The organism is Aneurinibacillus sp. Ricciae_BoGa-3, from assembly GCF_028421645.1.
Taxonomy (GTDB): Bacteria; Bacillota; Bacilli; order Aneurinibacillales; family Aneurinibacillaceae; genus Aneurinibacillus_B.
Genome location: NZ_CP116887.1, coordinates 4,337,501 through 4,351,163 on the forward strand (window position 1 = coordinate 4,337,501; position 13,663 = coordinate 4,351,163).

A 13,663-nucleotide genomic window follows, 5' to 3' on the forward strand; every position below is an offset into this window, starting at 1 on the left:
ATCAGTTATCAGCGGCGACTTAACTATCATATAACATTTAACTTTATTAATCAATAACTTATTTTTTCCATTACTACTATAGTTAGTAGAATAAGCCCTTTGGAAGGTAGGTGCATAGCTTAACACGATTTAATCATTTAATCAATAATTTTTTTACTTCCCATGCACAACGTTGTTGGCTCTATGCCGGAATAATCACGCCCATAGCAAGGTGTTTTACACGGCCTTTTAGTGGAGGCTACGGAGTGGGCAACTCTCAATTATTACTGGAATAATGAAGAGTCAATGGTAGAATAAGTTAAAGAATTTCAATTTTATTACGCAAAGAGCTAAGCGTCATCTATTACAAAGCTAGCAATAGTTCTTATCGATACAAAGAAAATCCGATTAACCAACTGCTTTTTTGAGAAAGGGGTTCTCACATGGTACATACATTAATAAGGGGAGAAAAGGTTGATTTAACTAAGATTAACACTAACGCACCTGAGTGTGGTGGTGAATTGGAATGCACCCTCGGATATGGAGGTGGATGCGTCAGCCTTCCTTGTAGGTCAAAACGGAAAATCGTTAAAGAGCCCGCCTAGAGTTCTAATTTATAGAAACCACGCGGGCTTTACTAATCATTTCGTTATCAAATGTTTTAAAAAGATTCCTTAATCAATAACCAACGCATACACAATACCAGGTCCATGCACCCCGATAGTCAGGTCGTTTTCAATATCGGATGAACGGCTCGGCCCGGTAATAAAATGCACACCCGCAGGCAGTTCAGTTCCAAATCTCCGCTGTAAATCAGTCATTACTTCTCCCATGCGGGTTTTGATATCAGAAGCTCGTACGATGGCAATAAATACAGTAGGAAGAAGGCTTACCGAGCGTCCCTGTTTGGCGCCGGATACGGCGACCACCGTTCCGGTATGGGCTATCCCATAATCCACAACCGCAATTCCAATATCCGCACCGGCAGCTTTAGCCATGATATTTTCCTGTGATTTTTCATTCCAGATGGTCATCTCGGTACCCGGAATTCGATCATCAATATTCGCCTGCTCCAATACCGGATCATCAAAGCGTACTACATATTTTGCCTGCATCTTGCCTGCAAGTTCCGCAATATACGCAACAGCTTCGTCGATGTCGGCAAACCGCTCTGCAACGCCGCCCATGCTGGTCCAATTGTCCATAAAAAGCTTTATTCGTTCATTGGGTGGCAACTCATAAGATGTCCAGAAATCCGGCGCACCGCGAAACGGTTGATCCGGTTTACTCGTAATGCGCGGACGTTTTAACCGGGCAGCAAGGTGATTTAAAAACTCATCTTCTTTTTTCTTGGCCTGCTCATCCAGTTCCCTAATAATATCCTGATTACTCATTTGTTTTTACCTCGCTTTGCAATAGCCTCATTCATGCGCTTTAATATTTCTGGATCCATTGATGGTGTGTCCCGGCTTAGCTCCCAGTCAAGCTTGCTCCAGGATTCACGGAAAGACTCTTCAGCCATCGTCGGTGCATCCCGGTACGTATTCCACCCTTTCAGCGGACCCATTTTCGACTTAATCACACCATCTTTTGCAACAAATTTTTGCCCAATTTTACCCAGCTTCATGGATCGTTTAAATCGTCTGTAATCCGACATGACATACTTAAACCCTTTAAAAGCCATTCGTTCTGTGGAAGGCGTATAGCCTTCTTCAACCTTCTGGCGACGTATATAAACAAGCATATCATGCAACGGAATCTTCACCGGGCATGCTTCATGGCAAGCACCGCACAGGCTTGAAGCGTAGGCAACTTCGCCCCACTTCTCCATGTCCTGATTGAGGCGCGGAGTAAGTACAGCCCCAATCGGCCCGCTGTATACCCACCCGTACGTATGGCCGCCAACATGGCGGTATACCGGACAAGCATTCAGGCACGCCCCGCAGCGAATGCAGTTAAGCACTTCCTGGAATTCGGGGTCGCCAAGCTGCTCAGACCGGCCATTGTCGATGATGATAATATGCATCTCTTCCGGCCCATCTGAATCTTCCGCTCTCCGAGGACCTGTAATGGTGGACATATATACCGTTAACTTCTGGCCCGTAGCGGAACGGGGCAGCATGGTCGCCATTACTTCCAGATCTTCCAGTGACGGAATAATCCGCTCCATACCCATATACGTAATCTGCGTCTTGGGCAGGGTGCTCACCATCCGGGCATTGCCTTCATTAGAGAAAAGAACCATGGAACCCGTTTCGGCTATCGCAAAATTACACCCGGTCATCCCGATATCGGCCTCTAGAAATTTTTCTCGAAGCTTAGCCCGGGCGAATCCGGCGAGAACTTTCGTATCCGCAGGAAGCGTCTCACCACTCACCTCGGAGAACAAATCAGCAACCTGCTGTTTGTTCTTGTGAATAGCCGGGATGATGAGATGAGAAGGGGTCTCACCCGCTAACTGAATAATGTATTCGCCCAGATCGGTTTCCACCGCTTCAATCCCCTGCTGCTCAAGCGCATGGTTGATATGAAGTTCTTCCGACACCATAGATTTCGATTTGGCAACGGACTTTGCTTCTTTCGAGGCTGCAATCTTCATGGTAATATCGACTGCCTCTTCCGCATTAGAAGCAATGTGGACATGCACCCCATTGGCTCTGGCATTTTTTATAAATTCACCGAGGTAATAATCAAGATGGGCAATGGTGTGCAGGCGGATAGCCCGCGCCCGCTCGCGCCAATCTTCCCAGTTGCCAAGCTCATCAGACGCCACTTTCTTCCCGGTGCGCAGTTTCTGCGTTGTAAACTTAACCGCATTGCGCAGGAATTCATCGTTAAGCGCGACCTCCGCGCGCTCCTTTAAAGTAAGGGTTGGATTGAAATCACTCATGCCTCTTTCACTCCTTCATACAGCAATTCTGCGAGATGCATAACCTTTACCGGTTTGCCTTCATAATGAAGCCGGCCAGATATATTCATCAGACATCCCATATCCATACCAACAAGCACTTCAGCTTCCGTTTCAAGAATATGATCCACTTTCTCTTCCACCATGGCGCCCGAGATATCCGGCATTTTTACCGCGAAAGTTCCGCCAAATCCACAACAGTCCTCGCCAAACGGCAGCTCTACAAACTCCAGGCCCTGCACATTCGCAAGCAATGTACGCGGCTCCTCTTTTATCCCGAGCAGCCGGGTGCCGTGGCAAGATGGATGGTACGTAACCTTATGCGGAAACTTCGCCCCCAGGTCTTTGACACCCAGCACATTGACAAGGAACTGGCTGAACTCATACGATTTTTCAATCAAACGGTTCGCCTTCTCCAGCATAACCGGGTCTTCTTTGAAAAGTGTAGGGTAATAATGGTGCACCATTCCCGTGCAAGATCCGGATGGTACTACCACAAAATCACTGTCTTCGAAAGCCTCGATAATCGTGCGGGCAGAAGCGCGTGCCTCATCCCAATACCCGCTATTAAAAGCCGGCTGGCCGCAGCAGGTCTGTACCTCGGGGAAATCCAGCTTCACCCCGTATCGGCTAAGAATTTTTGCCATGGCCTCGCCCACCTTCGGGTAAATAGCATCAGATAAACACGTAATAAACATAGAAACTTTCATGATTCATCTCTCCTTCATAACGTCAAAAGCAAGAGGGAGAACCCCGACCGTAATTAAAACGGTGGATCTCTCCCCTGTACTCAAACTAACTCCTGATTTTTCTCTATGGAATCATCCAAGTTAAATAGTAAGCCTGAACATATGTGATTATACCGACAATAACAAGGAAGAATAGGCTGTGCTTAACGGTGAAACGGAATAAGTCAGATTCTTTACCCGCAAGACCTACAGCCGCGCAAGCTACCGCTATCGACTGCGGTGAAATCATTTTCCCTGTTACACCACCCGTTGTATTGGCTGCTACGAGCAAGGTCTGCTTAACACCGATCTGTGCGGCCGTAACATTCTGCAGATTAGAGAACAATGCATTGCTCGACGTATCCGAACCGGTAAGAAATACCCCGAGCCACCCTAAGAAAGGCGAGAAGAATGGGAATAATCCACCCGTTGCGGCAAGCGCGAGACCAAGCGTAGATGATATGCCTGAGTAATTAGAAATCATGGCGAAACCAAGTACCATTGCAATGGAGAAAATCGGTTTAGCCAGCTCTTTTAACGTTTCGCCAAATAATTGGACGCCGTCTTTTGCCTTCATTCTGAGAATAACCATCGAGATAATGGCGGCGAGCAAGATCGCCGTTCCCGTCGCAGACACAATGTCAAACTTAAATATACAAGCGTAAGGTGTTAGCTTTTTCATAATAGGTGTGGTCTGAAGCACCAAATTATGGAGGCCAGGAACTTTATATTGGAATACAAGATCTTTCAAAGGACCTGTTTTATCAAACAGCTTCTTAAATACCGGTACGCTCCAAATGGTCACCATAATCGTTAATACAACGAACGGAGACCAGGCTTTAAATATCTGGCCGCCTGTATAGCGTACAGCCTCCGCAGCTGCCGCCACTTCCCGGTGGGCTGGCGCTTTCTTATCGTCAAAACGGAAAATGCGCTTCGGCTGCCATACTTTTAGGAATAAAGCCAGACAGATTAAGCTGACAAGCGCGGATGTGATATCCGGAAGCTCAGGTCCGACAAAATTCGAAGTGATAAACTGCGTAATCGCAAAGGATGCCCCGGCTACCAGTACAGCGGGCCAGGTCTCACGAATGCCACGAATGCCATCCATGATAAACACAAGCCAGAAAGGAACAAATACAGACAGAAGCGGAAGCGTACGCCCGGCCATTTGGCCGATGTGCATCGCTGAAATCCCGGTTGTCTGACCCGCAACCGTAATCGGAATCCCCATGGCGCCAAATGCTACCGGCGCCGTGTTAGCAATAAGGCACAATCCGGCTGCATAAAGCGGGTTAAAGCCCAGACCAACGAGAAGGGCAGCTGTAATGGCTACCGGAGCACCGAAACCAGCTGCTCCCTCAAGAAATGCACCAAACGAAAAGCCAACCAGTATGAGCTGCAGCCGCTGGTCTTCCGTAATCGAAACAACTGAAGATCGAATAATCTCAAATTGACCGGTCTTAACCGTAATTTTGTACAGAAAGACAGCGGTTACAATTATCCAGGCAATCGGCCACAGCCCATAAACAAAACCATAACCTGTAGCAGCCAAGGCCATTTTGATAGGCATCTGATACTCAGTGATCGCTACAATCACGGTAATCACCACCGTTAACAAGCCGGCTACATGCCCTTTCATGCGAAAAACAGTCAGCGAAAGGAAGAAGAATACGATCGGAATAAGTGCGACACAAGCAGATAGCCAGATGTTCCCCAGTGGATTGTAAACCTGCGTCCAAGTATGCATTCGCAACACCTCTTTTACCTCTTAATTTTTATGTGTACGCCCGAAGGCGAAACAACCTGGGTACATTTTTGTATAGTTCTCGGGTGATCTGATGTTAAGCATATACGTAAGGTGATCAGATAACTTGGCCAAAAAAACTAGCTGAGCATTTTTTTCTCTACTCCCAGCAAGTGATACAGCATGGCCTCTTCCGCCTTACTGCTGTTCTGAAGCCGGATGGCCTCATAAATATCCCGGTGTTCCTGATACAGCTGTTCAGGGTTAGTCCGGGTTCTGTATAACTTCTGCCTGCTGGCTTTTAGCGTCCGTTCCATGGTTTCTGACATGGAAAGCATTACGGACTTTAAAATTTCGTTATGAGAGGCATCTGCAACCGAATAGTGGAAATTCCAGTCTGCCTTATCTCCCAATTCACCCAGCTTCAACGCTTCTTCCATTTCTTTAAGTGCCCTTTCAATTCTGGCCAGTTCTTCTTCTGATCGTCTCTCTGCTGCAAGCCGAACCGTTCCTGTTTCGAGAATTTTGCGGACTTCAAGCAGTTCGTAAATATCCCGTTTGGTCACAAGACGAATGCCTTCGAAGGCGCTTAACAACTCTTCCGGATTAATCTTTGTAACGAATGTCCCTTCTCCCTGCTTGATCTTAACCAGGCCAATTGTTTTAAGAGAACTAATCGCCTCCCTGACAGTGGACTGGCCTACCCCCATGGTTTCCCCGAGTTCTCTAAGGGATGGGAGCCTTTCACCGGGCCGATACGTTCCAGATATAATCTGCTCTTTTAAATAGTCTGCTACTTCCTCATATGTTTTTTTAACTTTAAACTGTGGCAACGCTTTCAACCCCTATTTGGTTTGCGTTCAGGTCATCAGATGTGTAGCAAGTGGTTTTATCTTAATATAGTATTCAGTCTTTTGTCAATATTCTTCCAAAAAAAAAAAAAAACAAGAACCACTTTGACCCTTTAAGGTAGGCTATTTATCTTATTCCATAAAAAAAGACCAGCAGTTCACGGTGCATTTGTTCAGTAAATGGAGAGCACACGCAGCTCTGGTCTTTAACCTTCAAGTAAAGTTTATCGATCAAGTTAATATGGTTTTATCATCTAATTCGCGCTGAACGCGAAGATAACTAAAATACATCGCAATACGCCATGGAACAATCATACCAAATGCAAGAACAAAGAAAAGGCTCCCTGTTTCCATAACATTAATGTACTGGCTAATGTAAGTTTTCAAGACAAGGCGGATCACCACAAGGCCCAGAAGGATAAAAACAAATGCTTTCGAACGTTTAAGGTATACATCCTTGCCCACCACCTCAAAACGCGAAGTAATAATGAGCGGATATGAAAATAACATACCCACAAAAAAAGCAATTATCGCATATTCTACAGGGACGTGAAAACCCGGATATAAAAACATCAAGAACCCTGAACTCATAAAAAATGGGGGCAGAATAATTTTTTTAACGGACGCCGGTTTATTGGCAGCTCGCATGCGGACAAAGAAAACCATCAAAGCCATGCATAATGCCACAATCGAGCTAATGATTGTTATCAAAACCATGTCCTCCCTTCAATTGTCAACCGTTCATTCTCTATTATACATAATCACGCAGCGAAGTGAAATATGTAAGGAAAGCGAAAAGCCAGGTGATCCCCGGCTTTTTATGATTTGCTGCGATATCACCAATTTATTTAGCCTGTTCGTCCGATGGTTCACCCACGTCCACAAGGAAAGTGCGCAGCACAGGATCGGCTGCAGGGTTGACCTGGTCAACCACCCCGCCGCCTTCGTCTTCCATGCGGCTTATTCCCTCGTCCGTATCCTCTGTATACACACCGTGCTGCGAGTCTGGACCCTGCGAATTTTCTGCTTTCATGAGGCTGCCTCCTTTCAGGTAAACTTTAAATCGCGTATGTAGTATGCCCCCTTTTCCACTTATAACCACTGAAAATTGGCACATACTATACTTGAAAAATAAGGTTGAAAGGACGGGTATTATGCATAAAGAACAGCGACTCCGTGATCTATCCCGCACAGAGTTAAATGTAAATGGCCGCAAAGCCTATTATTACCGCTTGCAAACGCTTGAAGAACAGGGAATCGGCAACATCTCCAGGATGCCTTTCTCAATAAAAATATTGCTGGAAGCGGTACTCCGAAAAAACGATGGTAAAATCATCACTGAAGAATATGTAAGAAGATTGGCAGGATGGAACCCAAACCCAAGGCCGGAAGACATTCATGAAATTCCCTTTATGCCCGCACGCGTCCTGCTGCAGGACTTCACCGGTGTCCCCTCTGTTGTGGACCTGGCCGCTATGCGCAAGGCCGTTGATCAGCTGGGATCGGATGCCGGAAAGATCAATCCATTAATTCCGGTAGACCTCGTTATTGACCATTCTGTTCAAGTTGACCATTTCGGAACAGACCGCTCACTGACTGTGAACATGGATTTAGAATTTGCCCGTAACAACGAGCGCTACAAATTTTTGCGCTGGGCTACCCAGGCGTTTACAAACTTTCGCGTTGTTCCACCCTCTGTAGGCATTGTCCATCAAGTCAACCTAGAATACCTGGCCACCGTTGTGGCTTCCCAGGAAACGCCGGGTGGGCTGGAATTATTTCCAGACTCCCTGGTGGGAACCGATTCCCACACCACAATGGTGAATGGGCTGGGGGTGCTTGGCTGGGGTGTGGGTGGAATTGAAGCGGAAGCGGCTATGCTGGGACAACCCACTTATTTTCTGGTGCCACGCGTGGTAGGCTTTAAGCTGACAGGCGAACTCCCCGAAGGCTCTACGGCAACCGATCTCGCACTAACCGTAACCAACATTCTCCGCAAAAAGGGAGTAGTTGGCAAATTTGTTGAGTTTTTTGGTAATGGACTCAATGCGATGTCGCTTGAAGACCGGGCAACTGTCGCCAATATGGCCCCTGAGTACGGGGCAACTGCCGGATTCTTCCCTATTGATAACCGGACACTAGATTATCTGCGGACCACCGGGCGCAGTGAGGATCGCATTGCACTGGTTGAAGCCTATGCAAAGGCTCAGGGGCTTTTCCGTTCTGACGATATGCCTGACCCTGAATATTCAGAAGTTGTGACGATCGATTTATCGACCATTGTACCATCGCTTGCCGGTCCAAAACGGCCACAAGATCGCATCAATCTCACGGATATGAAAACGCAATTTGAAGAAACCCTGCGCACACCTGTCAATGAAGGTGGGTTCGGCCTTTCAGACGAGGAAATAGGGAAAGAGGTACCCGTCAGTTATGCCGATGGAAGCCGCTCTACGCTCGAGACTGGCTCGGTTGTCATAGCAGCCATCACGAGCTGTACGAATACCTCCAACCCCTCCGTCATGCTTGGAGCGGGCCTCGTCGCTAAAAAAGCGGTTGAAAAAGGATTGGCGCGCAATCCAAATGTTAAAGTGAGTCTGGCGCCTGGCTCGCGCGTCGTAACGCAGTATTTGGAGGACGCCGGACTTCTTTCGTATCTGGATAAGCTTGGGTTTCAGGTAGTCGGGTACGGGTGCACCACCTGCATCGGCAATAGCGGTCCGCTCATACCAGAGGTTACGGAGGCTGTACGGGACAATGATTTAACCGTCGCCGCCGTCCTCAGCGGAAACAGAAACTTTGAAGGGCGCATTCATCCGCTTGTTAAAGCGAATTACCTGGCATCCCCTCCACTTGTTGTGGTCTACGCCCTGGCAGGGACTGTCGATATTGACCTGTATAGTGAACCCATCGGACACGGCAAGGATGGGCAACCGGTCTACCTGCGCGACATTTGGCCATCGCCGGAGGAAATTCAGCAGGCGATGTCCCAGGCGCTCACTTCGGACATCTTCCGCGCAAATTACGAAAATGTGCTGCGCTCCAATGAACAATGGAATGAGCTGCCGGTGCCCACCGGAGAATTATATAAATGGGACAGGGATTCAACGTATATTCAATCGCCGCCATTTTTCACGGATTTCTCGCTGGATACCCATGGGATTGAACAAATAAAAGGAGCCCGGGTGCTGGCGTTGCTTGGCGACTCCGTTACTACCGATCACATCTCCCCGGCTGGCGCTATCTCGCCAAAAAGCCCTGCAGGCCTATTCCTGCAAAATAAAGGGGTGGATGTGCACGATTTTAATTCTTATGGTTCAAGACGGGGCAACCATGAAGTGATGATGCGGGGAACATTCGCCAATATCCGGATTCGCAACAAAATAGCACCCGGTACAGAGGGCGGTGTCACCACCTACCTGCCCACCGGTGAAGTGATGTCGATATTTGACGCTGCCATAAAGTACATGGAGAATCATACGCCAACGCTTGTTATTGCCGGTAAAGAATACGGCACAGGCAGCTCCCGTGACTGGGCAGCAAAAGGCACCCTCCTGCTTGGCGTGAAGGCGGTAATTGCAGAAAGCTTTGAAAGAATCCATCGAAGCAACCTGGTCGGAATGGGCGTCCTTCCGCTTCAGTTTGAAGAAGGAATCAGTGCCGAAACACTGGCAATCACAGGTGATGAAACGTTCGATCTGGTGGGACTTAACGATGATTTGTCACCCCGTGAAACCATCACGATAGAAGCCGTCCGCACCGATGGTTCATCGTTTGAATTCCCCTGTATCGTGCGCCTCGACAGCGACGTAGAAGTCAACTACTTCAAGAACGGCGGAATCCTGCCCATGGTTCTGCGAAATCTGATTCAGGATAAAAGCGACACGGGGATTCGAAATACCTAGCGAAAAAGCGGCCTGTCCCGTATTGGGGACAGGCCGCTTTGCTTTAGGCTAGAACCGCTTCGTTATTTTTGAAGGCTTTCTCAATCGTACCTCCACCGAGGCAAACTTCATCTTTATAGAAGACGACTGCCTGTCCAGGTGTGATGGCCCGTTGAGGTTCATCGAATACAACTTCACAGGTGTTGTCGGGTTTACGGTGCACGGTGACCCCCTGATCCGGCTGGCGATAGCGGAACTTGGCGGTGCATCTAAAAGTCTCGGGCATTTCCTTCTTGCTAATCCAGTGGATATCACTTGCCACTAGACTATCGGAATAGAGGCTACCATGATCGGTACCCTGTGCCACATACAGAATGTTGCGTTCCAGATCCTTGCCAACCACAAACCATGGTTCACCGGAACCTGAGCCGCCTATGCCCAGGCCATGCCGCTGACCGAGCGTATAATACATCAGCCCGTCATGACGGCCTTTTACTTCCCCATCCAGGGTACGCATTTCACCTGGGTTAGCGGGCAAATAAGACTGCAGGAATCCTTTAAAATCCCGTTCCCCGATAAAACAAATGCCTGTGCTGTCCTTTTTGCCTGCCGTTGCGAGGCCAGCTTCGGCAGCGATCCGGCGAACTTCAGGCTTCTGCAGGTGGCCCAGCGGGAACATCGCGCGTGATAGCTGCTGCTGGCTAAGCTGATTTAAAAAGTACGTTTGGTCTTTTCTAATATCAGCTGCCCGAAGCAAACGGTACTCCCCGTCTTTAAAATCATTGGCAGCGTAATGCCCGGTGGCCAGATAATCGGCACCGAGTTCGAGTGCCCTGTCCAAAAATGCCTTAAACTTAATTTCCTTGTTACACATGACATCTGGATTAGGTGTGCGGCCCTTTTTATATTCATCGAGGAAGTACGTGAACACGCGATCCCAGTACTCTTTCTCGAAATTAACGGTATAATAAGGGATACCAATTTGTCCGGCCACACGCCTTACATCTTCATAATCTTCTTCAGCTGTGCAATAGCCAAACTCATCCGTGTCATCCCAGTTCTTCATGAAAATGCCAATGACATCATATCCCTGCTGCTTGAGCAAGAGAGCAGCGACCGAGGAGTCAACGCCACCAGACATACCTACAACAACGCGGGTATCTTGTGGAGATTTATTCATATATATCTACTTCCTTGCTTTTTTAGATAAACGGCAAATTTTTCGCCGTTTCTTTATTATAACAAATAGAATATCCTTCAAACAAATACAATATCCTTGTTCACGGCAAGTTACACAATGCGGCGAATCATTTATTTATTTGTAAAAAACAAAATTTTCTAAAAAATAGTGACTTTTTTATCACCCTGTGGTATACTCAAGTAGCACTTAGGTAGTACAACTATCTTTTTTCAAAAAGGGAGGTTGTTATGACAAAGTACAAGAAGCGCGTTTTATCTAAGAAAGAAAGGGTTTTCAGTCCGAATCTCTGGTCTGTAATAATCGGCGTCGGCACGGCATTAATTTTTCTCACAGTTTATTTCTTTAGTTCTCTTGCTGAAACTTCTCACTCCATACAAAAGGATCTTCCTTTAAAAATCCCGAGCGACCGGGCACAAGCCCCCTTTCCTAACGGAGAAGTCTCAGCAAAAGAATTAGCTCCTCTCGGCCTTGCAGCCGCTGTTAATGAGGATGCAGCAGTTATACAGCTTTCTTCCAAAGCCAAGAAAAGAGTTAAAAAGTCTTCACGTTCCGAACTGCGATCCATGATTCGCCCAGGGGCTACTTTTACTTCTTATGCGACAGCATACTCAGGTACGGGCCGCACATGTTTAGGCACCCGGGTTCGCCACGGCGTAGTAGCAGTAGATCCTGCCGTCATTCCGCTTGGCACAACGTTGTGGGTAGAAGGATACGGAAAATGTGTGGCAGAAGACACCGGCGGGGCGATAACAGGGACAAGGATTGATGTAGGTTTTTCCGATGAAGCCGCGGTTAATAACTGGGGCGTTCGCAACGTAACGGTAAAAGTCCTTTCATTGCCATAAAAATTAAGTGAATGAACCTTCATACATACATAAAACCTGCATACAAAATACGGTTCATCTTCCCTAAAAATAATGCAAAGGGCGCCCAGGCGCCCTTTTTTCTACTTTCTTTATTGTGAATCTACAGGGTCAGCGCTTCTTCTACCTCGCTAAACAGCAGATGGACTATCTTCTCCCTTAATTCCGGAGCCACGGGACTGCCTGCAGCCTTCTGGTGTCCGCCTCCGCCGAATACGCCGGCTATATCGCCAAGATTGATATCCTCTTTCACCGTTCTGTAGCTAATCACGCGGCCTACGTTCACCATTGCAATAAAGTCCACTTCCGGATGCTGCTCAGCAAGTGCATTGCCCAGCTCAGACACATATTGCTCAGCAAACACAATGCCCGCTTTATACCCGCAAATCTCTTTAAAAATGACATCCCGGGATTTGCTCTTTATGTATTTATCAATTTTATCCTGCTCCAGCTCAAGCAGCATGACCTCTGCTTCCGTAAATTCAATAGAGCTGTCATATACAAAGCGATTTAAAAATCGGTCGCGGCCTGTAATATAGAAAAGATCATTGAGTTGTTTGGCATGCTGATTGTTTAGTTCCTTCCAGTCCCATGTATCATACTGTCGCACCAGCTCAACAAAAGCAGACAGTTTCTCGCTTTCTGCCAGCAAACGGCTGTCTGTCAGGTGCCGATAATAAAGGCTGGTTCCACTTGCAAGTTTTTCATTCTCATGCCTTACTTGCACACTCGCCCATTCGTATTGATTAAGCCAGCCGGCAGTCTGGTGATGGTCCAGCAGCTGGAATCTAATCTTTCCTTGCTTCACTAACTCGTCAATCTGCGCTGCAATCTCTTCGTTCACAGAGATATCCGTAATAAAAACTTGGTCATAGCGGTGCATAAACTCTTGGATAAACCTTTGAATTTTATTGTTTATGTCATCATAATTGCAGTAGTCAATATGTATACGGTCACCGAATGCAAGTTTAGCAAGTATTCCGCAGCTTACTCCGTCTGTGTCGTTGTGCGTGAACAGCTTAACTTTTCCTTTTCTTCTGTCCCTCTCGTCATGCGGACGTGCTTTCTTTTTCCCTGCAGGCTGCTGTACAAGAAGCTCGCTTCCCGGGCTCACTTTCACTTTCATTCCCAGGCTCTCCGCTTTAGCGATTAAGTCATGCAGGTTGATATTTTGCTTCGGATTCATTTGCGCTACACCTCGTTTATTTCATACCTCATTCGATTATACCAGTATACGGGTATTTTGTGTAACGCCAGGCAATCAAAAATACGGGTGGATTGACCACCCGCATCATGCTACTCTTTTTTCACCCAATCACCGTCATCGTTTTTTTCGTATTTCTTTTTGACCGCACTCCATGCAACCTTAAAAGCGGTTTCTTCTTTATTATATTCCTCTAATGCCGAATTAAATGCTTCCTTGAAAATTTCTTTCGCATGGCCCGGCAGGTTGTCCTTCATTGTATCAGGCAGATCAGAAGTTGATTTATAAGGCATGATCA

At 47.1% G+C, this 13,663-nt stretch carries 12 protein-coding genes; 2 read left to right on the plus strand and 10 right to left on the minus strand.

Going from position 1 to position 13,663, the window contains the following annotated elements; all coding sequences use genetic code 11:
* Positions 1–653: 653 nt before the first annotated feature.
* The 7 genes from PP175_RS22195 to PP175_RS22225 all read right to left on the minus strand — a co-directional run bounded on the left by PP175_RS22195 (position 654) and on the right by PP175_RS22225 (position 7,246).
* Positions 654–1,373, minus strand: coding sequence for a LutC/YkgG family protein (locus PP175_RS22195; protein ID WP_272440397.1), 720 nt, complete (start codon positions 1,371–1,373; stop codon positions 654–656).
* Complete coding sequence (locus PP175_RS22200; RefSeq protein ID WP_272440398.1) at positions 1,370–2,869, minus strand: LutB/LldF family L-lactate oxidation iron-sulfur protein; 1,500 nt, start codon at positions 2,867–2,869, stop codon at positions 1,370–1,372. Before PP175_RS22200 ends, PP175_RS22195 begins: the two co-directional genes overlap by 4 nt.
* The gene (locus tag PP175_RS22205; protein WP_272440399.1) at positions 2,866–3,597 is read right to left on the minus strand and encodes a (Fe-S)-binding protein; all 732 of its coding nucleotides are present in this window, start codon (positions 3,595–3,597) and stop codon (positions 2,866–2,868) included. The genes PP175_RS22200 and PP175_RS22205 overlap by 4 nt, the downstream gene beginning before the upstream one ends.
* A 103-nt stretch (positions 3,598–3,700) precedes the next feature.
* Positions 3,701–5,365: a lactate permease LctP family transporter gene (locus PP175_RS22210; protein WP_272440400.1), complete on the minus strand. Its 1,665-nt coding sequence runs from the start codon at positions 5,363–5,365 to the stop codon at positions 3,701–3,703.
* Between the two features lie 137 nt (positions 5,366–5,502).
* Positions 5,503–6,195: a FadR/GntR family transcriptional regulator gene (locus tag PP175_RS22215; RefSeq protein ID WP_272440401.1), complete on the minus strand. Its 693-nt coding sequence runs from the start codon at positions 6,193–6,195 to the stop codon at positions 5,503–5,505.
* Positions 6,196–6,444: 249 nt separating this feature from the next.
* Positions 6,445–6,930: a CcdC family protein gene (locus PP175_RS22220; RefSeq protein ID WP_272440402.1), complete on the minus strand. Its 486-nt coding sequence runs from the start codon at positions 6,928–6,930 to the stop codon at positions 6,445–6,447.
* A gap of 127 nt (positions 6,931–7,057) precedes the next feature.
* Positions 7,058–7,246, minus strand: coding sequence for a hypothetical protein (locus tag PP175_RS22225; RefSeq protein WP_272440403.1), 189 nt, complete (start codon positions 7,244–7,246; stop codon positions 7,058–7,060).
* 121 nt (positions 7,247–7,367) lie between these two features.
* Between PP175_RS22225 and acnA the strand changes: the two genes are divergently transcribed.
* Entirely contained in the window at positions 7,368–10,118 is a 2,751-nt protein-coding gene (gene acnA, locus PP175_RS22230; protein ID WP_272440404.1) for an aconitate hydratase AcnA, read from the plus strand.
* A gap of 43 nt (positions 10,119–10,161) precedes the next feature.
* Here acnA and mnmA read toward each other — a convergent pair whose 3' ends face one another.
* Entirely contained in the window at positions 10,162–11,277 is a 1,116-nt protein-coding gene (gene mnmA / locus PP175_RS22235; protein ID WP_272440405.1) for a tRNA 2-thiouridine(34) synthase MnmA, read from the minus strand.
* 248 nt (positions 11,278–11,525) lie between these two features.
* On the opposite strand from mnmA, the gene PP175_RS22240 reads away from it, so the two are divergent.
* Entirely contained in the window at positions 11,526–12,143 is a 618-nt protein-coding gene (locus PP175_RS22240) for a 3D domain-containing protein (RefSeq protein ID WP_272440406.1), read from the plus strand.
* Between the two features lie 121 nt (positions 12,144–12,264).
* Here PP175_RS22240 and PP175_RS22245 read toward each other — a convergent pair whose 3' ends face one another.
* Positions 12,265–13,347: a DHH family phosphoesterase gene (locus PP175_RS22245; protein WP_272440407.1), complete on the minus strand. Its 1,083-nt coding sequence runs from the start codon at positions 13,345–13,347 to the stop codon at positions 12,265–12,267.
* A gap of 110 nt (positions 13,348–13,457) precedes the next feature.
* Positions 13,458–13,658 carry a ChaB family protein gene (locus PP175_RS22250; RefSeq protein WP_272440408.1) on the minus strand — a complete coding sequence of 67 codons (201 nt, stop codon included), beginning with the start codon at positions 13,656–13,658 and terminating at the stop codon, positions 13,458–13,460.
* Positions 13,659–13,663 lie beyond the last annotated feature (5 nt).

Coding starts and splice junctions, on each gene's coding strand:
- PP175_RS22210 (WP_272440400.1), bottom strand. CDS start 5,365: ATGCATACTTGGACGCAGGTTTACAATCCACTGGGGAACATCTGGCTA.
- PP175_RS22240 (WP_272440406.1), top strand. CDS start 11,526: ATGACAAAGTACAAGAAGCGCGTTTTATCTAAGAAAGAAAGGGTTTTC.
- mnmA (WP_272440405.1), bottom strand. CDS start 11,277: ATGAATAAATCTCCACAAGATACCCGCGTTGTTGTAGGTATGTCTGGT.
- acnA (WP_272440404.1), top strand. CDS start 7,368: ATGCATAAAGAACAGCGACTCCGTGATCTATCCCGCACAGAGTTAAAT.
- PP175_RS22195 (WP_272440397.1), bottom strand. CDS start 1,373: ATGAGTAATCAGGATATTATTAGGGAACTGGATGAGCAGGCCAAGAAA.
- PP175_RS22220 (WP_272440402.1), bottom strand. CDS start 6,930: ATGGTTTTGATAACAATCATTAGCTCGATTGTGGCATTATGCATGGCT.
- PP175_RS22225 (WP_272440403.1), bottom strand. CDS start 7,246: ATGAAAGCAGAAAATTCGCAGGGTCCAGACTCGCAGCACGGTGTGTAT.
- PP175_RS22200 (WP_272440398.1), bottom strand. CDS start 2,869: ATGAGTGATTTCAATCCAACCCTTACTTTAAAGGAGCGCGCGGAGGTC.
- PP175_RS22245 (WP_272440407.1), bottom strand. CDS start 13,347: ATGAATCCGAAGCAAAATATCAACCTGCATGACTTAATCGCTAAAGCG.
- PP175_RS22250 (WP_272440408.1), bottom strand. CDS start 13,658: ATGCCTTATAAATCAACTTCTGATCTGCCTGATACAATGAAGGACAAC.
- PP175_RS22205 (WP_272440399.1), bottom strand. CDS start 3,597: ATGAAAGTTTCTATGTTTATTACGTGTTTATCTGATGCTATTTACCCG.